Source organism: Streptomyces sp. HUAS YS2 (genome assembly GCF_033343995.1).
Classification (GTDB): Bacteria; Actinomycetota; Actinomycetes; order Streptomycetales; family Streptomycetaceae; genus Streptomyces; species Streptomyces solicathayae.
Genome location: NZ_CP137573.1, coordinates 6,967,459 through 6,991,629 on the forward strand (window position 1 = coordinate 6,967,459; position 24,171 = coordinate 6,991,629).

The window sequence follows — 24,171 nt, forward strand, 5'->3', positions numbered from 1 at the left end:
CACCCTTCTGTTCCTTCCCGGAAACACCTGAAGAGGAGACAGCCATGCGCACCGTCACATTCGACTTCGAGAACGCCGAAGCCCGATTCAAGGTCCTCATCAACCACGAGGAGCAGTACTCGATCTGGCCGGCCGACCTGGCGGTCCCCGGCGGCTGGACCGACACGGGCGTGTGCGCCTCGAAGGCCGACTGCGATGCCTACCTGGAGGAGACCTGGACCGACATGCGGCCCAAGAGCCTCCGCATCGCCCTCGACGGCGAATAGGGGTCGCAGAGAGATGCCGCACGTATTCACCAACGGCATTCGGCTTGCCTACGAACGGTCGGGCCGCGGTGAACGGGTCCTCATGATCATGGGGTCCTCAGCCTCGGGACGGGTCTGGACCCTGCACCAGACCCCCGCGCTGAACGCGGCCGGCTACCAGACCATCACGGTCGACAACCGGGGGATCGCCCCCTCGGACATCCCCCCGGGGAAGTACACCCTCGATGACATGGTCGCGGACACCCAGGGCCTCATCGAGGCCCTGGATGCGGCGCCCTGCCGCATCGTGGGTGTCTCCCTGGGGGCGATGATCGCGCAGGAACTGGCGATCCGCGCGCCGCATCTGGTCAGGTGCGCCGTGCTGATCGCCACCAAATCGCGCTCCGATGTCACTCGTGCCGCGCTGGGAGCAGCCGACCGGGCCCTGCTGCAGAGCGGAGCGACGCAGCCCGCCGATCACCAGGCGGCCATGTTGGCGCTGCAGATGCTCTCTCCGGCCACGCTCAACGACGACAAGGCCGTCTCGCTGTGGCTGGAGACATTCCGGCTCTCGGGCGGCGAAAGCTCGGTCGGGCAGTCCTGGATCGACACGGACGCCGACCGCCGAGAAGCACTGCGGGAAGTGTCCGCGCCCTGTCGCGTCATCGCATTCAGCGACGACTTCATCACCCCGCCCCATCTCGCGGCCGAGGTCGCCGAAGCGATCCCCGACTGCGATTACGTGGAAATTCCCAAGAGCGGTCACTTCGGATACCTGGAACGTCCTGACGAGGTGAACGCGGCAATCATCGAATTCCTGGACAAGCACTAGCGGAACCGTGTGGGGGGCGTCATGAACGGTGAACTGGACTACTGGCGTGACCGATCGGCCGATCTGCCGGCACTGGAGTTGCCAACGGACCGGCCGTACACGCCGAACCGGCTCACCGAGGTGGCAGCCGTGGGAATTACGGCAGCTGCGGAAAGCGTGGAAACCGTGGAAGCCATCGGATTCGGAGTGCCGGCGTCGACCGCACAGCGGTTGCGCACACTGGCCGACGACCACGGCGCAACGCTTCCCCAGACGCTCCTCGCGGCGCTCATGGTGCTGATCGCGCGGTACACCGGATCGGACGACGTCGCGGTGGCCGCCGGCGCGCAGCGGCCCGGGGTGACGGTCCACCGCGCGGACCTGTCCGGCGATCCGTCGTTCGCAGCGCTCCTGGAGCAGATCCGGCGGGGCGAAGCGGGCGGCCAGGACCTGCTTTCGGAGGAGACGCTGGCCGCCCTGGCCGCCGAGCGCTCCGGATCGCGACGCAACCCGCTGTTCCGGCTCTACTTCGGCTACGCAGGGCCAGAGGCGGAAGGGCTCCAGGCGCTCTCCGGCGAGCTGGAGGCGCAGTTCGACGTGGCGGTCCGGGTTCGCGACAGCGGCGAGGGTGGCCTGGCGGGTGAGGTTCGGTACAGCACGGCGCTGTTCGACGCGACGACGGTCGAGCGTCTGGCGGGTCACTTGGTGGCGGTGATGGAGGCGGTGGCTGCGGGTGCGGCTGCGGATGCCGGGCTGCGGGTGGGTGAGCTGTCCGTGCTGGCCGCGGGTGAGTGCGAGCGGCTGGTGGCTGGTGGCGAGGGCGGCTTTGTGGAGTTGCCGTCGGTGGGTGGGGTGCATGAGCTGATCGCTGAGCGGGCGGTTGTGGCTCCGGATGCGGTGGCGGTGGTGGCCGGCGGGGAGTCGGTTACGTATGGCGGGTTGATGGCGCGGGCGAATCGTCTGGCGCGTCATCTGCGGTCGGTGGGTGTGGGTGCGGAGTCGGTGGTGGGTCTGTGTCTGCCGCGTGGGGTGGACATGGTCGTGGCGATCGTCGGCGTGTGGCAGGCGGGTGGCGCCTACCTGCCGCTGGATCCGGAGTACCCGGCCGATCGGCTGGAGTTCATGCTCGCGGATGCGGGTGTGCAGGTGTTGGTGGGCGAGCGGTCGGCGGCCGATGGTCTGCCGGTTGATGCGGTGGATGTTCGTACGGTGTGGCTGGACGATCCGGCTGTACTGAAGGTGCTGGGAGGGTTGCCGTCGTCGGCCCCTGAGGTGCGGACGGTCGCTGACCAGTTGGCGTATGTGATCTATACGTCGGGTTCGACGGGGCGGCCGAAGGGTGTGCAGGTCGCGCACGGTGGTGTGGTGAATCTGGCGTTGGCGTTGCGGTCGGCGTTGGGTGTGGAGCCGGGTGCGCGGGTGCTGCAGTTCGCGTCCCAGAGCTTCGACGCGGCCGTTCTGGATGTGGCGGTGACGCTGGCTGGTGGTGGGGCGCTGGTGGTTGCCTCGTCGGAGCAGCGGCGTGTGCCGGCCGAGCTGGAGAGGCTGGTGCGGGCCGAGGGCGTGGTGTCGGCGAGTGTGTCGCCGTCGCTGCTGGGTGTGCTGGACGAGGCAGGGCTGCCGGGTGTGCGCAGTCTGTTTGTCGGCTCGGAGCGTGTGGGCGAGCAAGTGGTCCGCGAGTGGGGTCCCGGCCGCAGGTTCTTCGTCGGATACGGGCCCACCGAGATCACGGTGATCGCCTGTGCCGGCCAGGCAGATCCCGAGGAGCAGGGTGCGCCGTCGATCGGCCGGCCGCTGGCCAACACCCGGGTGTATGTCCTGGACGCGCAGTTGCGTCCCGTCCCGGTGGGTGTGGCCGGTGAGCTGTACGTCGCCGGTTCCGGTGTGGCCCGTGGCTACGGGGGTCAGCCGGGTCTGACGGGTGAGCGGTTTGTCGCGGACCCCTTTGCCGCGGACGGTTCCCGGATGTACCGGTCGGGGGATGTGGTCCGCTGGCTGGCGGACGGGCGACTCGACTTCGTGGGCCGTGTGGACGATCAGCTGAAGGTCCGTGGTTTCCGGATCGAGCCGGGTGAGATCGAGGCGGTTCTCGCCGACCACCCTGAGGTCCGTACGGCCGTCGTGACCGCGTTCGGCGACGGCACGGACCGTCGCCTGGCGGCGTACGTGGTCCCTGCCGACGTCGCTGCGGGGATGCCCCCGGTGGGCGAGCTGCGGGAGTTCTTGAGCGGGCGGCTGCCGGAGTTCATGGTGCCGTCGGTGTTCGTGGAGTTGGCTGGGTTGCCGTTGACGGCGAACGGCAAGCTGGACCGCTCGGCGCTGCCGGCTCCGCAGGTGGGGCAGACGTCGGGCGAGGGTTTCGTCGCCCCGTCCGGAACGACGGAAGAACTCCTCGCCGGGATCTGGGCCGGCGTGCTGGGTGTCGATCGTGTGGGTGTCACGGATGGCTTCTTCGAGCTGGGTGGCCACTCGCTCCTTGCGACACGGGTGATCTCTCGCATTCGTGAGGTGCTCGGTGTCGAGCTCGCGATGTCGGTGTTGTTCGACCACCCGACGGTGCGGGGTCTTGCCGCGGCGATCGCGGAGGCGTCGGGAACGGTCGCCCCAGCCATGACGCCGGCCGACCGTACCCAGCCGTTGCCGTTGTCGTTCGCGCAGCAGCGCCTGTGGTTCCTCGACCAGCTCGAGCCCGGATCCACCGAGTACAACCTGCCCATGCCGATCCGGCTGGACGGCGCGCTGGACAAGGCCGCACTGACCGCGGCGCTGGACGCGATGGTCGTGCGGCACGAGGCGCTGCGTACCCGGCTGGTGGCGGACGCGGACGGCGTACCGCATCAGGTGATCGACCCGCCGGCCGCCTTCCCGCTCGCGGTGGTCGATGCGTCTGGCGAAGCCGACCCCGCCACCCACGCTGCTGAGTTGCTGCGTGCCGAGGCGATGCGACCGTTCGACCTGACGGCCGGCCCCCTGGTCCGAGCCACCCTGATCAAGGTGGCGGACGAGAGGCACGTCCTCCTGCTGCTTGCTCACCACGTGGTGTTCGACGAGTGGTCGGATCACCTCTTCCAGCGCGAACTGTCGACCCTCTACGAGGCGTTCCACGCGGGCGAGCCGGACCCGCTGCCGCCGCTGCCCGTGCAGTACGCCGACTTCTCCGTCTGGCAGCGCGCATGGATGTCCGGTGATGTCCTGGACAGCCAGCTCACCTACTGGCGCGCCAAGTTGGCCGATGCGCCGGTACTCGACCTGCCCACCGACCGATCGCGTCCGGCGGTTCGTTCCTCTGCCGGTGCGGTGCGGCGCTTCAGTGTGTCGGCGCCGACGGCCGAGGCGCTGCGGGAGCTGTCGCGTGATTGTGGTGCGTCGATGTTCATGACGCTCCTTGCGGCTTTCGATGTGCTGCTGGGGCGTTATGCGGGTTCGGACGATGTGGTGGTGGGCACGCCGGTCGCGAACCGGAACCGCGCCGAGACGGAGGACCTGATCGGGTTCTTCGTCAACACCCTGGTGCTGCGGACGGATCTGTCGGGTGACCCGTCGTTCCGTGAGTTGGTGGGACGCGTGCGGGAGACGGCGCTGGGTGCGTACGCGCATCAGGACGTGCCGTTCGAGCAGCTGGTGGACGAGCTCGTCACGGAGCGGGACCGGTCGCGCACCCCGCTGTTCCAGGTCCTGTTCAGCTACGTCGCCGACGGTGGCGTGTACACGAACCCGGACGGTGTCCTGCCGTCGAAGTTCGATCTGTCCGTCCGGGTCGAGGGCGGCGACGACGCCCTGTCGGGGACGATCGAGTACAGCACTGCGCTGTTCGACGCGGCGACGATGGAGCGCCTGGCTGGCCACCTGGTCACCCTGCTGGACGCCATCGTTCTGGACCCGGGGCAGCGGGTGGGTGAGCTGCCGGTGTTGGCGGCGGGTGAGCGTGAGCTGGTGGTGGAGGGGTGGAACGCGTCGTCGGTGGAGTTGCCGGCGGCGGGTGGGGTGCATGAGCTGATCGCGGAACGGGCTGTGGTGGCTCCGGATGCGGTGGCTGTGGTGGTCCGGGAGCAGTCTCTGACGTACGGCGGGCTGATGGGTCGGGCGAATCGTCTGGCGCATTATCTGCGGTCGGTGGGTGTGGGTGCGGAGTCGGTGGTGGGTCTGTGTCTGCCGCGTGGGGTGGACATGGTGGTGGCGATGGTCGCGGTGTGGCAGGCGGGTGGGGCGTATCTGCCGCTGGATCCGGAGTATCCGGCCGATCGGCTGGAGTTCATGCTCGCGGACGCGGGTGTCGAGGTCGTGGTGGGCCGACGGGACCTGGTGGAGGGGCTGTCGGTCGAGCAGGGCGTGTGGCTGGACGACCTGGCCGTGCGGGAGAACCTTGCGTCCCTGCCGTCCGATGCGCCTGAAGCAAACGTCGCTGCAGGTCAGTTGGCGTATGTCATCTATACGTCGGGTTCGACGGGGCGGCCGAAGGGTGTGCAGGTCGCGCACGGCAGTGTCGTCGGGATGGTGTCGGCCTTGGCACCGGTTCTCGAAGCCGGTCCAGGCGTGCGGATGCTGCAGTTCGCCTCGTTCAGCTTCGACGCGGCCGTCCTCGATGTCGCCGTGACGCTCGCGTCGGGCGGTGTCCTCGTCGTCGCGACGTCGGAGGAGCGGGCCGAGGCGTCCCTCCTCACCTCGATGCTCCGCGCCGACGGCGTGAGCGCGGCGAGTGTGGTCCCGTCTCTGCTGGGTGTCCTGGACCCGGAGGCGGTGTCGGGTGTCGGGACGCTGCTGCTGGGTGCGGAGCGTCTGACGGAGCCGGTCGCTCGTGCCTGGTCGGCGGGGCGTCGGTTGGTGAACACGTACGGTCCGACGGAGTCGACGGTCATGGTGACCACCGGCACCGTGGACCCCGACCAGCTCACCGGTGCTCCCGCCATCGGATCCCCGGTTTCCAACGCCCGTCTGTACGTCCTGGACGAGCGGCTTAACCCCGTACCCGTGGGTGTGGCCGGTGAGGTGTTCATCGCCGGCCCGCAGGTCGCGCGTGGCTACCGCGGCCGTCCCGGCATGACGAGCGAGCGGTTCGTCGCGGACCCCTTCGCCGCCGACGGCACGCGGATGTATCGGTCGGGTGACCGGGCGCGCTGGCTGCCGGACGGGCAGTTGGACTTCGTCGGGCGTGCGGATGGTCAGGTGAAGGTGCGTGGTTTCCGGATCGAGCCGGGGGAGATCGAGGCCGTTCTGACCGCTCACCCGCAGATCCGCACGGCTGTCGTCGCCGCTTTCGGCGACGTCGAGGACCGCCGCCTTGTCGCCTATCTCGTTCCGGCCGATCAGGCGGGCATCCCGTCGGTCGCCGACATCCGCGCCTTCGCGAGCAGCCGACTCCCGGCCTTCATGATCCCGTCCGCCTTCCTGTCACTCGACGCCCTGCCGCTCACTCCGAACGGCAAGCTCGATCGTGCGGCTCTGCCCGAGCCGGAAGGCGAGCGGCCCGAGCTGGACCGGTTCGTGCCGCCGAGCACGGCCACCGAGGAACTGCTTGCCGGTATCTGGGCTCAGCTCCTGGGCCTGGACCGAGTCGGTGCCACGGACAACTTCTTCGAGCTGGGCGGGCACTCCCTGCTGGCCACACGCGTCCGGTCTCGCGTTCGGGAGCTGATCGGGGCGGAGATCCCGCTGCACGTGCTCTTCGACCGGCCGACCGTGCGCGATCTGGCTGCCGCGGTAGAGAGCGCCGGCCGGGCAAGCGCCCTGCCCCCGGTCGTCGTGGCGAACCGGGAGCAGCCCCTGCCGTTGTCCTTTGCGCAGCAACGCCTCTGGTTCCTGGAGCAGCTCGACCAGGAGGCCGCCGAGTACAACGTCGCCCTCCCGGTGTGGCTGCGCGGGGAGAAGCCCGATGTCGGTGCGCTCACCCGCGCGCTGGGCGCTGTCGTGGCGCGGCACGAGGTGCTGCGCACCCGGCTCGTCACGGGCGCGGACGGCATCCCGTACCAGGTGATCGACGAGCCGGCGGAGACCTTCCCGCTCGCTCTCGTCGACGTGTCCGCGGAGCGCGATCCGGTGGCCGCCGCCCGCGAGCTGGTCGGCGCCGACGCGGTGCTGCCCTTCGACCTGGCGGCCGATTCCCTGATCCGCGCCATGCTGATCCGGGTGGCTCCCGACGAGCATGTGCTGGCGCTGTCGGTGCACCACGTGGTCTTCGACGAATGGTCGGACCAGATCTTCCGGCGTGAACTCGTTGCACTGTACGAGGCGTTCCGGGAGGGCGAGCCGAACCCGCTCCAGCCGCTGGCCGTGCAGTACGCGGACTTCGCCGCCTGGCAGCGGCAGTGGCTCTCCGGCGATGTGCTGGAGACGCAACTCGCCTACTGGTCACAGCACTTGGCGGGAGCGCCGACGCTCGAACTGCCCACCGACCGGCCCCGGCCGCTCGTACGCTCCACCGAGGGCGCCGCGATCCGCTTCACTGTCCCGGCGCGTACGGCGGACGCGCTGCGCGCCCTCTCGCGCGAGCGCGGCACGACGATGTTCATGACCCTCCTTGCCGCCTTCGACGTCCTGCTGAGCCGTTATGCGGGCTCCGAGGACGTGGTGGTGGGCACGCCGGTGGCGAACCGGAACCGCGCCGAGACCGAGGAGCTGATCGGGTTCTTCGTCAACACCCTCGTCATGCGCACCGACCTGTCCGGCGACCCGTCCTTCGCCGAGCTCGTCGGCCGGGTGCGGGAGACCTCTCTGGCGGCGTTCGCGCACCAGGACCTGCCGTTCGAGCAGCTCGTCGATGATCTGGTCGGTGTGCGGGACAGGTCCCGGACCCCGCTGTTCCAGGTCATGTTCACGTACGAGTCCCGGCAGCCCGGAGCCCTCCTGGGCCGCGGTGACCTCTTCGGCCCGGACGCTCTCGCGACCGACTTCCTCGCGGACAGCCTTCCGGCGAAGTACGACCTGCTCCTGACACTGGGCGACGGCGACGGCGACGGCGACGGTGGAAGCGACAGCGGCGCCGGCGTTGCTACCGCCACCGGTGGCCTGGTCGGCGAGATGCAGTACAGCACCGCGCTCTTCGACGCCTCCACGGTCGAGCGGATGATCGGGCACCTGGTCGGCCTGCTGGAGACGGTGGCCGCAGACGACACGCGACCGCTGTCGCAGGTGTCGCTGCTCTCGGCGGCCGAGCAGGAGCGCCTCGTCGCTGAGTGGGACGGCTCCGCGACGCCGCCGCCCGTGGCCGGCGGCGTACCCGCGCTGATCGCGCAGCGGGCCGAGGAGGCTCCCGACGCGGTGGCCCTCGTCAGCGGCGAGCAGCGGGTCACGTATGCGGAGCTGATGGCGGGAGCGAACCGTCTCGCGCACGGGCTGCGCGATGCCGGGGTGGGCCCGGAGACCGTCGTCGGACTGTGCCTGGACCGCGGGGTCGACATGGTCACGGCCATGCTGGCCGTGTGGCAGGCCGGCGGCGGCTACCTCTCCCTGGACCCGGGGCACCCGTCCGAGCGACTCGCCTTCATGCTGGCCGACAGCGCCGCGAAGGTCGTGGTGACGCAGCAGCGGCACGCCGCGACGCTGACAGGTGAACTGGCAGACGAACCGGCGGACAGCGCCGCCGCACGCCTGCTCGTTGTCGACGACCCCGAGACAGCCGCCGAGATCCGCCGGCGTCCGGCCAGCGCGCCCGCCACCGTCACCGAGCCAGGACAGCTCGCCTACGTGATCTACACGTCCGGCTCGACCGGCCGCCCCAAGGGCGTCCATGTCCCGCACGCGAACGTGCAGGGCCTCTTCGCGGCCGTGGACCGTACGGAGACCTTCGACCTCGGCCCCGACGACGTGTGGAGCGTGATCCACTCCTCCGCGTTCGACTTCTCCGTCTGGGAGATCTGGGGAGCACTGACCCACGGCGCCCGGTGTGTCGTCGTACCGACGGAGACGGTGCGGCAGCCGTGGCTGCTCCGCGACGTCCTGGCCGGCGAGGGCGTGACCGTACTGAGCGCCACGCCCGAGCTGTTCCGCCAGCTGGCCGAGGCCGACGGGCCGGGGCGCACACCCGCAGACCTGCGGTTCGTCGTCTTCGGCGGCGACGCGCTGCAGCGCGTCCATGTGGAGCGGTGGGCCGACGCGTGGGGGCTGGACGCGCCCGCCCTCGTCAACATGTACGGCATCACGGAGACGACCGTCCACGTCACCGAGCACCGGATCGACGCCACCGACATGGCGGCCGATCCGAAGTTGCCGGTCGGGCGTGCGCTTCCCGGCTGGCGTGCCCTCGTCCTCGACGAGCACCTCATGCCCGTACCGACCGGTGTGCCCGGCGAGCTCTACATCGGCGGCGCCGGTGTCACGCGCGGATACGGCGGGCGGCCGGCCCTCACGGCCGAGCGCTTCGTCGCCGACCCGTTCGCCGCGGACGGCTCGCGGCTCTACCGCTCGGGCGACCGCGCCCGCCTCCTGCCCAACGGCACGCTGGAGTACCTGGGCCGGGCCGACAAGCAGATCAAGATCCGCGGCTTCCGGATCGAACCCGGGGAGATCGAGGCACTGCTCGCCGCCCACCCGGCGGTCCTGTCCGCTGTGGTGACGGCTTCCGGCGACGGCGCCGACAGGCGCCTCGTGGCCTACCTGGTCCCGGCCGATCACACCGCTGGGGTCCCGGACGCGGGCGAGCTCCGCGCCCACCTGCGCCGCGAGCTGCCGGACTACATGGTCCCGGCCGCCTTCGTCGAGCTCGCGGCCCTGCCCCTGACCGCGAACGGAAAGCTGGACCGGGCGGCCCTGCCGCAGCCGGAGCCGGCACACGCCACCACCGCCGACTTCGTCGCCCCGGCCGGTGCGACGGCGGAGCTGCTCGCCCGCATCTGGTCCGAGGTGCTCGGCGTCGACCGGATTGGCGCGGACGACAACTTCTTCGAGGTGGGCGGGCACTCGCTGCTCGCCACCCAGGTGGTCTCCCGCATCCGGGAGGCGTTCCGCGTCGAGGTGCCCCTCTCCGCCCTGTTCGACCGGCCCACAGTCCGTGAGCTGGCGCCGGTCCTGGAGAACTCGGGCACCAGCACCGCCGTACCTCCCCTGACACCGGCCGACCGCACCCGACCGTTGCCGCTGTCCTTCGCGCAGCAGCGCCTGTGGTTCCTGGACCAGCTGGCGCCCGGGGCGGTGGAGTACGCCCTGCTGTCACCCGTGGAATGGAACGGGCCCCTGGACGTGGCCGCGCTGGGCGCGGCGTTGGGCGGGGTCGTGGCGCGGCACGAGGTGCTGCGCACCCGCCTGGTGGCGAATGCGGACGGGGTGCCGCATCAGGTGATCGACGAGCCGGCGCCGTTCCCCCTGCCGGTGGTCGACGTCTCGACCGACGCGGACCCCCGGGGAGCGGCACGGGCCCGGGCCGCCGAGGACGCGGCAGTACCGTTCGACCTGGCCACGGGCCCCCTGGTCCGGGCCACGCTCTTCCGGCTCGGGGCACAGCAGCACGTACTGGCGCTGGCGATCCACCACGTGGTGTTCGACGAGTGGTCGGACCGGATCTTCCATCGTGAACTGACGTCTCTGTACGACGCGTTCCTCGCGGGCGCCCCAGACCCGTTGCAGCCGCTCGACGTGCAGTACGCGGACTTCGCCGTCTGGCAGCGGCAGTGGCTCGACGGCGAGCTGCTTGATCGCCAACTCGGCTACTGGTCCGAGCAGTTGGACGGGGCCGCCACCCTGGACCTGCCCACCGACCGGCCCCGGCCGCCGGTCCGGTCGACGGTAGGCGCGGTGACCAGGTTCGACATCCCGCAGGAGACGGTCGAACCGCTGCGCGCCCTGTCGCGAGAGTGTGGCGTCTCCATGTTCATGACGCTGCTGTCGGCGTACGCGGTGCTGCTGGGCCGGCACGCGGGTTCGGACGACGTGGTAGTCGGGACGCCGGTGGCGAACCGGAATCGTGCGGAGACGGAGGGCCTGATCGGGTTCTTCGTGAACACGTTGGTGATGCGTACGGATCTGTCGGGTGATCCGTCGTTCCGTGAGGTGTTGGGGCGGGTGCGGGAGACGGCTCTTGGTGCGTATGCGCATCAGGATGTGCCGTTCGAGCAGGTGGTGGAAGCGCTGGTGTCGGAGCGGGATCGCTCGCGTACGCCGCTGTTCCAGGCCCTGTTCAACTACGACTTCGTCGAGAGCGAGGGCAGTGAGGGCGGCGACGACGCCGCCGGCCCGGTGGACCGGTTCGTGGACCGCACGGGAAGTGCCTCGGAACGGGTCGTCGCGAAGTTCGATCTGCGTCTGGTGTTGAGTGATGGCGGGTCGGGCCTGGGCGCGGAGTTCGAGTACAGCACGGCGTTGTTCGACGCGGAGACGGTGGAGCGGCTGGGTGGGCACCTGGTCACGCTGCTGACGGCGGTGGCCGCGGATGCCGATCAGCGGGTGGGCGGGCTGCCCGTGTTGTCGGCGGGTGAGCGTGAGCTGCTGGTGGGTGGTGCGGGCGTTGAGGCTGTGGATCTGCCGGCGGTGGGTGGGGTGCATGAGCTGATCGCTGAGCGGGCTGTGGTGGCTGCGGATGCGGTGGCTGTGGTGGCTGGTGGGGAGGTGTTGACGTATGGCGGGTTGATGGGTCGGGCGAATCGTCTGGCGCGTTATCTGCGGTCGGTGGGTGTGGGTGCGGAGTCGGTGGTGGCGTTGTGTCTGCCGCGCGGGGTGGACATGGTGGTGGCGATTCTTGCGGTGTGGCAGGCGGGTGGGGCGTATCTGCCGTTGGATCCGGAGTATCCGGTGGACCGGCTCGGGTTCATGTTGCGTGACAGTCGGGCGACGGTGCTGGTCGGCACCGAGGAGCTGGTGGACGAGCTGCCGGTGGGGCGGCTGCGGACGGTGGTCGTCGACGACCCGATGGTGCGGGCGGTCGTGGCGGGGCTTTCTTCTGATGCTCCTGGTGTGGTCACGAAGCCTGAGCAGTTGGCGTATGTGGTTTATACGTCGGGTTCGACGGGGCGGCCGAAGGGTGTGCAGGTCACGCACGGTGGCTTGGTGAATTACGTGGTGTCGGTCGGTGAGCGGGCCGGCTGGGGTGGTGCGGGTGGCCGGTTCGGGTTGTTGCAGCCGGTGGTGACGGACCTGGGTAACACGGTTGTCTTCGGGTGTTTGGTGTCGGGTGGTGTGCTGCATGTGGTGGGTGCGGATGCGGCGGTGGACGGGCGTGCGGTGGCGGGGTTTGTTCGTGAGTGGGGTGTCGAGTTCGTGAAGGTGGTGCCGTCGCATCTGGCGGCGTTGGTGGCTGGTTGTGGTGGTGAGGCGGGGTCGTTGTTGCCGCGGCGGGGTCTGGTGCTGGGTGGCGAGGGTGCGTCGGCGTCGTGGCTGCGGGAGCTGGTGGCGGCTGCCGGTGATTGTGCGGTGGTGAATCACTACGGGCCCACCGAGACGACGGTCGGTGTGGTCGCTGGTGGGTTGGTCGAGGGTGCGGGTGGTTTGGCGGATGGTGTGGTGGGTCTGGGCCGGCCGTTGGGTAATACGCGGGTGTATGTGCTGGACGGGTTCTTGAATCCGGTTCCGGTGGGTGTGGTGGGTGAGTTGTTTGTTGCGGGTCCGCAGGTGGCTCGGGGGTATGTGGGGCGGGCTGGTCTGACGGGTGAGCGGTTCGTGGCGGATCCGTTCGCTGTGGATGGTGGTCGGATGTATCGGACGGGGGACCGGGTCCGGTGGCTGGCTGATGGGCGGCTGGAGTTCGTGGGTCGTGCGGATGGTCAGATCAAGGTGCGTGGGTATCGGATCGAGCCGGGTGAGGTCGAGTCGGCGCTGGTGGGTCACGCGCAGGTGGCGTCTGCGGTTGTGACGGCGCACGGGGTGGGTGCGGAGCGTCGTCTGGTGGCGTATCTGGTTCCGGGGGATCCGGAGATCGGGATTCCGTCGGTCGGTGAACTGCGTGGGTTCCTGGGCGACCGGTTGCCGGAGTACATGGTGCCGTCGGTGTTCGTGGAGCTGAGCGAGCTCCCACTGACCGCCAACGGAAAGCTCAACCACGCAGCACTGCCCGAACCGCAGGTCCACCAGTCCGACGTCGAGGAGTTCATGTCCCCGGTCACCACGACCGAGGAACTCCTGGCCGACGTCTGGGCCGAGGTCCTCGGTGTGGAGCGCGTCGGCGTGGAGGACAACTTCTTCGACCTGGGTGGACACTCGCTGGTCGCCACGCAGGCTGTGTCCCGCATCCGCGAGGTGTTCGGCGTCAAGGTGCCGCTGTCGGCGCTCTTCAACGAGCCGACGCTGCGCGGCCTGGCCTCGGTCGTCGAGAGCTCCGCGCGTGACACCGCGCCGCCGGTGACGCGGATCGACCGGGACCAGGCCCTGCCGCTGTCCTTCGGGCAGCAGCGCCTGTGGTTCCTCGACCAGTTCGACCCGGGCTCCACCGAGTACATCGCTCCCCTGTACCTCCGCCTGCGGGGCGCCCTGGACGTGCCGGCGCTGAGCGCCGCGTTGACGGCCGTCGTCGCGCGGCACGAGGTGTTGCGGACGCGTCTGGTGGCGGATGCGGAGGGTGTGGCGCGTCAGGTGATCGATGAGGCTGCGCCGGTCGATCTGCGGGTCGTGGAGGTGCCGGCGGGTGCTGATCCGGTGGTTGCGGTGCGGGCGGTGGTGGCGGCGGATGCGCGGGTGCCGTTCGATCTGGCGTGTGGTCCGTTGTTGCGGGCGACGTTGGTGAGGGTGGCGGCGCAGGAGCATGTGCTGGCGTTGTCGATGCATCACGTGGTGTCGGACGAGTGGTCGGGTCGGATTCTGCGGCGTGAGCTGATGGCGTTGTACGAGGCGTTCCGTGCGGGTGAGCCGGATCCGCTTCCGCCGCTGGAGGTGCAGTACGCCGACTTCGCCGTCTGGCAGCGGCAATGGCTGAGCGGTGACGTCCTCGATGCCCAACTCGCCTACTGGCGCGACCGGCTCGGCGGCCTGCCGACCCTCGAACTGCCCACCGACCGCCCTCGCCCGGCAGTTCGCTCGGTGGACGGTGGACTTGTCGAGTTCGCCGTGCCCGCACAGACGGCGAGGCGACTGCGCGCCCTCTCCCGTGCACACGGGGTGACCATGTCGATGATGTCGCTGGCGGCCTTCAACGTGCTCCTTGGCCGCTACGCGGGCACGGACGACGTGGTCGTGGGCACGCCGATCGCGAACCGGAACCGGGCCGAGACCGAGGGCCTCATCGGCTTCTTCGTCAACACGCTCGTCATGCGCACCGACCTGTCTGGCGATCCGACCTTCGCCGAACTCCTCGGCCGGGTCCGCGAGACCGCCCTCGGCGGATACGCGCACCAGGACCTGCCGTTCGAGCAGCTCGTGGACGAGCTGGCCGTCGAGCGCGACCGTTCACGCAGCCCGCTCTTCCAGGTCCTCTTCAACTACGACACGGCGGATTCGGCGGCCGGCACCGCCCACCGGAACGCCGACCTCCTGTGGGAGGGCGGCGCCGCTCTAGGGGCGGAGCTCTCCGCCGACCGGCCGATGCTCGTGAGCGTCGACCTGGCGGTCCGGGTCGGCGACAGCGGTGAGGGTCTGGCGGGCGAGGTTCAGTACAGCACCGCGCTGTTTGACGCGGAGACGATGCAGCGTCTGGCGGGTCACTTGGTGGCGGTGCTGGAGGCGGTGGCTGCGGATGCGGGGCAGCGGGTGGGTGAGCTGTCGGTGCTGGCCGCGGGGGAGCGTGAGCTTCTGGTGGCTGGTGGCGAGGGCGGCTTTGTGGAGTTGCCGTCGGTGGGTGGGGTGCATGAGCTGATCGCTGAGCGGGCGGTTGTGGCTCCGGATGTAGTGGCGGTGGTGGCCGGCGGGGAGTCGGTTACGTATGGCGGGTTGATGGCGCGGGCGAATCGTCTGGCGCGTCATCTGCGGTCGGTGGGTGTGGGTGCGGAGTCGGTGGTGGGTCTGTGTCTGCCGCGTGGGGTGGACATGGTTGTGGCGATGGTCGCGGTGTGGCAGGCGGGTGGTGCCTACCTGCCGTTGGACCCCGAATACCCGGCCGATCGGCTGGAGTTCATGCTCGCGGATGCGGGTGTGCAGGTGTTGGTGGGTGAGCGGTCGGCGGCTGAGGGCCTGCCGGTCGATGCGGTGGATGTTCGTACGGTGTGGCTGGACGATCCGGCTGTACTGAAGGTGCTGGGAGGGTTGCCGTCGTCGGCCCCTGAGGTGCGGACGGTCGCTGACCAGTTGGCGTATGTGATCTATACGTCGGGTTCGACCGGGCGGCCGAAGGGCGTGCAGGTCGCGCACGGCAGTGTCGTCGGGATGGTGTCGGCGCTGGCGCCGGTGCTGGATGCCGGTCCGGGCCAGCGGATGCTGCAGTTCGCCTCGTTCAGCTTCGACGCGGCCGTGCTCGACGTCGCCGTGACGCTCGCGTCGGGTGGCGTTCTGGTCGTCGCGACGTCCGAGGAGCGGGCCGAGGCGTCCCTCCTCACCTCGATGCTCCGAGCCGACGGCGTGAGCGCGGCGAGTGTGGTCCCGTCCCTGCTGGGCGTCCTGGACCCGGAGGCGGTGTCGGGTGTCGGGACGCTGCTGCTGGGCGCCGAGCGTCTGACCGAGCCGGTCGCTCGTGCCTGGTCGGCCGGCCGTCGCCTCGTGAACACGTACGGTCCGACGGAGTCGACGGTCATGGTGACCACCGGCACCGTGGACCCCGACCAGCTCACCGGCGCCCCTGCCATCGGGTCCCCTGTCCCGAACGCCCGTCTGTACGTCCTGGACGACCGGCTGAACCCCGTACCCGTGGGTGTGGCGGGTGAGGTGTTCATAGCCGGCCCACAGGTCGCACGCGGCTACCGCGGCCGTCCCGGCATGACGAGCGAGCGGTTCGTTGCGGACCCCTTCGCTGCCGACGGTTCGCGGATGTATCGGTCGGGTGACCGGGCGCGCTGGCTGCCGGACGGGCAGTTGGACTTCGTGGGGCGTGCGGATGGTCAGGTGAAGGTGCGTGGTTTCCGGATCGAGCCGGGTGAGGTCGAGGCCGTTCTGACCGGCCACCCGCAGATCCGCACCTCCGTCGTCGCCGCCTTCGGCGACGTCGAGGACCGCCGCCTGGCGGCGTACGTGGTCCCGGCTGACACGACCGTGGGTATGCCCCCGGTCGCGGAGCTGCGGGAGTTCATGTCCGGCCGGTTGCCGGAGTTCATGGTGCCGTCGGTGTTTGTGGAGTTGGCCGGGTTGCCGTTGACGGCGAACGGCAAGCTGGATCGTTCCGCGCTGCCGGCCCCGGAGGCGCGGCAGTCGTCGGCCGGCGACTTCGTCGCTCCTTCCGGAGCGACGGAGGAACTCGTGGCCGGGATCTGGGCAGGTGTCCTGGGTCTCGACCGGGTGGGTGCTACGGACGGCTTCTTCGAGCTCGGCGGGCATTCGCTCCTCGCGACGCAGGTGACCTCCCGGATTCGCGAGGTGCTGGGCGTCGACGTGCCTGTGGCGGCCATTTTCGACCACCCGACGGTGCGGGGTCTGGCCGCGGTCGTCGGGGACTCGGTGCGGGGTCCGCTGCTTGAGCCCGTCACGGCGGTCGGCCGGGACGAGCCGTTGCCGTTGTCGTTCGCGCAGCAGCGCCTGTGGTTCCTCGACCAGCTCGAGCCCGGTTCCACCGAGTACAACCTGCCGCTGCCGATTCGACTGGACGGCGATCTGGACGTGGCCGCACTGGCCGCGGCGTTGGACGCGGTCATGGCGCGACACGAGGTGCTGCGTACCCGGCTGGTGGCGGACGCGGACGGCGTGGCCCATCAGGTGATCGACCCGCCGGCCGCCTTCCCGCTGCCGGTGGTCGACGTGTCCGGCAGCGACGACCCGCTGCGGGCGACGGAGCGGCTCGTGGCGATGGACGCCATGGCGCCGTTCGACCTCGCCGGCGGTCCACTCGTCCGTGCCGTCCTCATCCGGCTGGCGGACGACGAGCACGTCCTGGCTCTGTCGATGCAGCACGTGGTGTTCGACGAGTGGTCGGGGCGCGTCCTGCGTCGCGAACTCGCTGCCCTGTACGAGGCGTTCCGATCCGGTCGACCGGACCCGCTGCCGCCGCTACCCGTGCAGTACGCCGACTTCGCGGCCTGGCAGCGGACGTGCCTGGCCGGCGACGAGCTGGAGAAGCAACTCGACTACTGGCGAGGTCATCTGGCCCGGCTCCCACAGGTGGAGCTGCCGACCGACCGTCCCCGTCCGCCGGTGCGCTCGTCCGAGGGCGCGGCGACGCGCTTCACCGTGTCGGCGGAGACCGCGGACGCGCTGCGCGCGGTGGCCCGCGAGTCCGGCGCGACGATGTTCATGACGCTCCTTGCCGCCTTCGACGTGCTGCTCAGCCGGTACGCGGGCGCGGAGGACGTGGTCGTCGGCACGCCGGTCGCCAACCGGAACCGCGCCGAGACGGAGGACCTGATCGGGCTCTTCGTCAACACGCTCGTCATGCGCACCGACCTGTCCGGCAACCCGACCTTCGGTGAACTGGTCGGCCGGGTACGGAACACGGCCCTGGGCGCATATGCCCACCAGGACCTGCCGTTCGAGCAGCTGGTGGACGACCTCGTCACCGAGCGGGACCGGACCGTCAGCCCGCTGTTCCAGGTGTTCTTCACCTACGCGGCCGAGGAGGCGCGCGACGCCGCGAACCTGCTCGACCAGGGCGAGGGTGCGGGTGCGGGTGCGAGTCTGCCGAGGCAGGACATACGGATCAAGGGGACGGACGCCGGGACCCGGCTCGCGCTCTTCGACCTGACCCTGAGGTTCGGCGACACGGGCGAAGGCGAGCTGTCCGGAGAACTCGAATACAGCACGGCACTGTTCGATGGGGCGACGGTCGAGGCGATGGCCCGTCACCTGGTCGCGGTGCTGGACGGGGTTGCTCGCGACGCGGGTGTGCGGGTGGGTGAGTTGTCGGTTCTGTCGGTGGGTGAGCGTGAGCGGTTGGTGGCCGGCGGTGACGGTGGCCGTGTGGAGTTGCCGGCGGTGGGTGGTGTGCATGAGTTGATTGCTGCGCGTGCTGTGGTGTCGCCGGATGTGGTGGCGGTGGTGGTGGGTGATGAGGTTTTGACGTATGGGGGGTTGGTGGGTCGGGCGAATCGTTTGGCGAATTATTTGGTGTCGGTGGGTGTGGGTGTGGAGTCGGTGGTGGGTTTGTGTTTGCCGCGTGGGGTGGATTTGGTGGTGGCGGTTCTTGCGGTGTGGCAGGCGGGTGGGGCGTATTTGCCGTTGGATCCGGAGTATCCGGTGGAGCGGTTGGAGTTTATGTTGGCGGATAGTGGGGTTGAGGTTTTGGTGGGGGAGCGGGGGGTTGCTGGGGGTCTTGGTTTGGATGGTGTGGTGGGTTCGGTGGTGTGGTTGGACGATGTGGTGGTGGGTGGGGTGGTGGCGGGTTGTTCTTCGTCGGCGCCGGATGTTGTTTGTTCTTCTGGTCGGTTGGCTGGGGTGATTTATACGTCGGGTTCGACGGGGCGTCCTAAGGGGACGTTGGTTTCTCATGGGTCTTTGGTGGCGTTGTTCGCGGGTTGGGAGGTTGCGCATTTTGGTGGGGTGGGGTTGCGGTGGTTGTCGGTGGCGAGTGCGAGTTTTGATGTGTTCACGGGTGATGTGGTGAGGGCGTTGTGTTCGGGTGGGGTGTTGGTGTTGGGGCGGGTGGGGTTGCAGGTGGATGTGGGTGAGTGGGTGGGGGTGTTGGCGGGTGCTGGGGTGGAGGCGTTCGAGTGTGCGCCGCGGTATGTGGATGAGTTGGTGGGGTTTGTGGAGGCCGGCGGGTCTGGGTCTGGGTCGGTGTCTGGGTTGGGGTTGGGGGGTTTGCGGTTGGTGGTGGTGACGACGGATGTGTGGCGGTGGGGTTCGGTGGTGCGGGCTCGGGGTGTGTTGGGTGGGGGTGTGCGGTTGTTGTCGGCGTATGGGGTGACGGAGGCGTCGGTGGATTCGACGTTCGGTGTGTTGGAGGGGGTGGGTGGTGAGGGTGCGGTGTCGATCGGTGGGCCGTTGCCGAATACGCGGGTGTATGTGTTGGACGGTTGTTTGGAGCCGGTTCCGGTGGGTGTGGTGGGTGAGTTGTTCATTGCGGGTCCGCAGGTGGCTCGGGGTTATGGGGGGCGGCCTGGTTTGACGGCGGAGCGGTTTGTTGCTGATCCGTTTGTGGGGGATGGTTCGCGGATGTATCGGTCGGGGGATCGGGTGCGGTGGTTGTCGGGGGGTGAGTTGGAGTTTTTGGGGCGTGGGGATGAGCAGGTGAAGGTGCGTGGTTTCCGGATCGAGCCGGGTGAGGTTGAGGCGGTGTTGGTTTCTCATCCGGGTGTGCGTGCGGTGGTGGTGGGTGTGTTCGGGGTGGGTGTGGATCGTCGTTTGGTGGCGTATGTGGTGCCGGTGGATGGGGGTGTGGGTATTCCGTCGGTGGGTGAGTTGCGGGAGTTTGTGGGGCGGAGTCTGCCGGGGTTCATGGTTCCGTCGGTGTTTGTGGAGTTGGCGGGTCTTCCGTTGACGCCGAACGGGAAGGTGGATCGGGGTGCGTTGCCGGTTCCGGAGGGTGTGCGGCCGGAGTTGGAGGGGTTCGTCGCGCCGGCGAATGCGACGGAGGAGTTGCTGGCGGGGGTGTGGGCGCAGGTCCTGGGTGTCGACCGGGTCGGCGTCCACGACAACTTCTTCGAACTCGGCGGCGACTCCATCATCAGCATCCAGGTCGTGGCCCGGGCACGGGAGCACGGCATCCATGTCACCGTCGCCCAGCTCTTCGACCACCAGACGGTGGCGGGCCTCGCCTCGGTGGCCGAGGCGCAGAGTGCGGCCGACGCCGAACAGGGCCTGGTGACAGGCGACTTCTCGCTGTCCCCGATCCAGCGCTGGTTCTTCGAACAGGACCTGGACCGGCCGGGCCACTTCAACCAGTCGATGCTGCTCGACGTCACCCAGCGGGTCGACCCCGAGCTGATGCGCGCCGCCGCCGCGGCGCTGCTCGAGCAGCACGACGCCCTGAGGTCGAGGTTCGTCCGGGAGGGCGACACGTGGGTCGGCCGGGTGGCGGCGGCCGAGCAGGCCGACTGCGTCCAGGTCATCCGGAGCACCGGCCTGGACGACGACGAGGAATGGGAGTTCCTCGACGCCCGCGGCAACGAGGTGCAGGCCGGCCTCGACCTGGCGGACGGGCCGCTCCTGCGCATCGTGGTGTTCGACCGCGGTGAGTGTGGCCAGCTGCTGTTCGTCGTGGCTCACCACCTGGTGGTGGACGCCGTGTCCTGGGCCGTCATCCTCGAGGACCTGACGGCCGCCTACGGTCGGATCGAGCGCGGGCTCCCGGTGAAGCTGCCGGCGAAGACGAGCTCGTACAGGGCCTGGACGCAGCGGCTGACGGAGCTGGCGGCGTCCCCCGCACTCGCCGCGGAAGCCCCGTACTGGCGGGCCGCGGAGGCCACGACCGGCTCGGCGCCCCGCGATCACGACGGCGCGAACAGCCTCGCATCGGCCCGGCAACTGTCGGTCACCCTCGGCGCCGAGCAGACCGAGCGCCTGCTGCGGGAGGTGCCGAGCGCGTTCGGGACACAGATCAACGACGTGCTCCTGAGCGTGCTGGGCACCGTGCTCACGGAATGGTGCCAGGCGCCGTCGGTGGTCGTGGACCTGGAGGGACACGGCCGTGAGGACGTCGGAACCGACATCGACATCTCGCGGACGGTCGGCTGGTTCACCAGCGTGTACCCGGTGGTGCTCGGCGGTACGTCCGGCGGAAACCTCGGGGAAGCGCTGCGCCGGACGAAGGAGTACCTGCGGGAGATCCCGCGCAAGGGTCAGGGCTACGGCCTCCTGCGCCACATGACCGACTGGACCCCGGGGGCGGGTGCGGAAGTCGCCTTCAACTATCTGGGCCAGACGACCCAGGCGGTCGGCCCCGCCGGCGGCTCCGGCGGACGCTTCACACCGACCGGCCGGGCGCTCGGCGCCTCGCAGTCGGCGCAGGGGCTCCGTACCCACCTCATCGAGATCAACAGCCAGATCGCGCTGGGCCGGCTGGAGCTGGTCTGGATGTACAGCGATCAGGTGCACGACCGGGCGACCGTGCTTCGCCTCGCGCAGCGCTACATCGAGGCCCTCGAGGACCTCATCGAGTACTGCTGCCGCCCCGAGGCCGGCGGATACACGCCGTCCGACTTCCCCCTGGCCGACGTCGACCAGGACCTGCTCGACCTCATTCGACAGCGCTTCGACTCACCCGACCACACCGGTGAGATCGCCGATTCCGGAGGTGCGTGATGACGGCATTCGACGCGGCGGCAGGCCGACGAGGTCGGGCGATCGAGAACATCTACCCGCTGACCGCCCTGCAGCAGGGAATGCTCTTCCACACCGAGCTGGCCGACGAGCCCGGCATGTACTGGGTGCAGGACGGCATGCTGCTGGAGGGCGAGCTCGACCAGGACGCCCTGCGCCGGGCGTGGGAGCTCATGTTCTCCCGACACGAGGTGCTGCGGACCACCGTCGTACGGGAGGACGTCACCACGCCGCTGGCCGTGGTGTCCCGGTCGGTTCCGCTGCCGCTCCGGTTCATCGACGTGTCGCACCTGGACGAGGCCGCCCGGCAGGAGGCGGTCGACGCCCACCTCGCCGCAGACTGGGAGCGCGGCGCCGACTTCACCGCGCCGACCCTGGTGCGGATCGCGGTGATCGCCCTGGCACCGGACCGCCACCAGCTGGTGTGGAGCTACCACCACATGCTCCTCGACGGCTGGAGCGCACCGATCGTGGTGGCCGAGCTGATGGACGCCTATCAGGCGTTCCGGGCGGGAAGGGAACCGCGACTCCCGGCCCGCCGGCCGTTCCGGGACTTCGTGGGCTGGGTGTCCCGGCAGGACCTCGACGCCGCTCGCGGGTACTGGCGCGAGCGGCTCGCCGGCATCACCGAGGCGACCTCCCTGGGCATCGAACACGCCACCGGCGACCAGGGACCGGGCGAGGCACTGGTGCCACTGACCGCCGAGGTGGCCGGCACCGGGCTGACCGAGTTCGCCCGCCGCCACCGGCTCACGCCGAACACGGTCGTACAGGCTGCCTGGGCCATCGTCATGTCCCTGTACTCCGGCGCCGACGACGTCATGTTCGGCGTCACCTCGTCGGGCCGCGACGGCCAGCTCGACGGCATGGAGTCGATGGTCGGGATGCTGCTCAACACCACACCCGTCAGAATCCGCGTCGACCGCGACGAGCTGCTCACGACCTGGCTGACCCGTCTGCAGGACGAGCAGGTGAAAGCTCGGCAGTACGAGCACACCCCGCTGGTGACGATCGCCGCGTGCAGCGAACTGCCGGCCGGCAAGCCCCTGTTCAACAGCCTCTTCGCCTTCGAGAACTTCCCGGTCCAGGACCTGGAGGAGGAAGAGCGCAACGCGGCGGCGAGCGGGCTGCGCGCCGGGATGAACTACGGCCGTGAGCAGGCCAACTACCCGCTGAGCGTGACCGCGAGTTCCGGCCGTGCCCTGCAGATCAAGTTCTCCTACGACCGTGCCCAGGTCGACGCCGCCGCGATCGACCGGATGGCCGGCCACATGGCCCGCGTACTGGAGTCGATCGTCGCGGGCGTTGCTCGCGACGCGGGTGTGCGGGTGGGTGAGTTGTCGGTTCTGTCGGTGGGTGAGCGTGAGCGGTTGGTGGCCGGCGGTGACGGTGGCCGTGTGGAGTTGCCGGCGGTGGGTGGTGTGCATGAGTTGATTGCTGCGCGTGCTGTGGTGTCGCCGGATGTGGTGGCGGTGGTGGTGGGTGATGAGGTTTTGACGTATGGGGGGTTGGTGGGTCGGGCGAATCGTTTGGCGAATTATTTGGTGTCGGTGGGTGTGGGTGTGGAGTCGGTGGTGGGTTTGTGTTTGCCGCGTGGGGTGGATTTGGTGGTGGCGGTTCTTGCGGTGTGGCAGGCGGGTGGGGCGTATTTGCCGTTGGATCCGGAGTATCCGGTGGAGCGGTTGGAGTTTATGTTGGCGGATAGTGGGGTTGAGGTTTTGGTGGGGGAGCGGGGGTTGCTGGGGGTCTTGGTTTGGATGGTGTGGTGGGTTCGGTGGTGTGGTTGGACGATGTGGTGGTGGGTGGGGTGGTGGCGGGTTGTTCTTCGTCGGCGCCGGATGTTGTTTGTTCTTCTGGTCGGTTGGCTGGGGTGATTTATACGTCGGGTTCGACGGGGCGTCCTAAGGGGACGTTGGTTTCTCATGGGTCTTTGGTGGCGTTGTTCGCGGGTTGGGAGGTTGCGCATTTTGGTGGGGTGGGGTTGCGGTGGTTGTCGGTGGCGAGTGCGAGTTTTGATGTGTTCACGGGTGATGTGGTGAGGGCGTTGTGTTCGGGTGGGGTGTTGGTGTTGGGGCGGGTGGGGTTGCAGGTGGATGTGGGTGAGTGGGTGGGGGTGTTGGCGGGTGCTGGGGTGGAGGCGTTCGAGTGTGCGCCGCGGTATGTGGATGAGTTGGTGGGGTTTGTGGAGGCCGGCGGGTCTGGGTCTGGGTCGGTGTCTGGGTTGGGGTTGGGGGGTTTGCGGTTGGTGGTGGTGACGACGGATGTGTGGCGGTGGGGTTCGGTGGTGCGGGCTCGGGGTGTGTTGGGTGGGGGTGTGCGGTTGTTGTCGGCGTATGGGGTGACGGAGGCGTCGGTGGATTCGACGTTCGGTGTGTTGGAGGGGGTGGGTGGTGAGGGTGCGGTGTCGATCGGTGGGCCGTTGCCGAATACGCGGGTGTATGTGTTGGACGGTTGTTTGGAGCCGGTTCCGGTGGGTGTGGTGGGTGAGTTGTTCATTGCGGGTCCGCAGGTGGCTCGGGGTTATGGGGGGCGGCCTGGTTTGACGGCGGAGCGGTTTGTTGCTGATCCGTTTGTGGGGGATGGTTCGCGGATGTATCGGTCGGGGGATCGGGTGCGGTGGTTGTCGGGGGGTGAGTTGGAGTTTTTGGGGCGTGGGGATGAGCAGGTGAAGGTGCGTGGTTTCCGGATCGAGCCGGGTGAGGTTGAGGCGGTGTTGGTTTCTCATCCGGGTGTGCGTGCGGTGGTGGTGGGTGTGTTCGGGGTGGGTGTGGATCGTCGTTTGGTGGCGTATGTGGTGCCGGTGGATGGGGGTGTGGGTATTCCGTCGGTGGGTGAGTTGCGGGAGTTTGTGGGGCGGAGTCTGCCGGGGTTCATGGTTCCGTCGGTGTTTGTGGAGTTGGCGGGTCTTCCGTTGACGCCGAACGGGAAGGT

4 protein-coding genes and 1 pseudogene are annotated in these 24,171 nt (G+C 69.2%); all 5 read left to right on the plus strand.

Annotation, left to right across the window (positions count from 1 at the left end; genetic code table 11):
- Positions 1-44 precede the first annotated feature (44 nt).
- Complete coding sequence (locus tag R2D22_RS32280) at positions 45-266, plus strand: MbtH family protein (RefSeq protein ID WP_318108561.1); 222 nt, start codon at positions 45-47, stop codon at positions 264-266.
- A 13-nt stretch (positions 267-279) separates the two neighbouring features.
- Positions 280-1,077 carry an alpha/beta fold hydrolase gene (locus tag R2D22_RS32285; RefSeq protein WP_318108562.1) on the plus strand — a complete coding sequence of 266 codons (798 nt, stop codon included), beginning with the start codon at positions 280-282 and terminating at the stop codon, positions 1,075-1,077.
- 21 nt (positions 1,078-1,098) lie between these two features.
- Positions 1,099-21,222 (plus strand): non-ribosomal peptide synthase/polyketide synthase, encoded by a 20,124-nt coding sequence (locus R2D22_RS32290; RefSeq protein ID WP_318108564.1) that lies wholly within the window; start codon positions 1,099-1,101, stop codon positions 21,220-21,222.
- On the plus strand, positions 21,222-23,114 hold the full coding sequence (locus R2D22_RS32295; protein WP_318108566.1) for a condensation domain-containing protein: 1,893 nt from the start codon (positions 21,222-21,224) through the stop codon (positions 23,112-23,114). Before R2D22_RS32290 ends, R2D22_RS32295 begins: the two co-directional genes overlap by 1 nt.
- Positions 23,111-24,157 (plus strand): annotated as a pseudogene (locus R2D22_RS36165) (AMP-binding protein); the annotation flags it as partial. The gene R2D22_RS32295 and the pseudogene R2D22_RS36165, both read left to right, overlap by 4 nt.
- Positions 24,158-24,171: the final 14 nt, after the last annotated feature.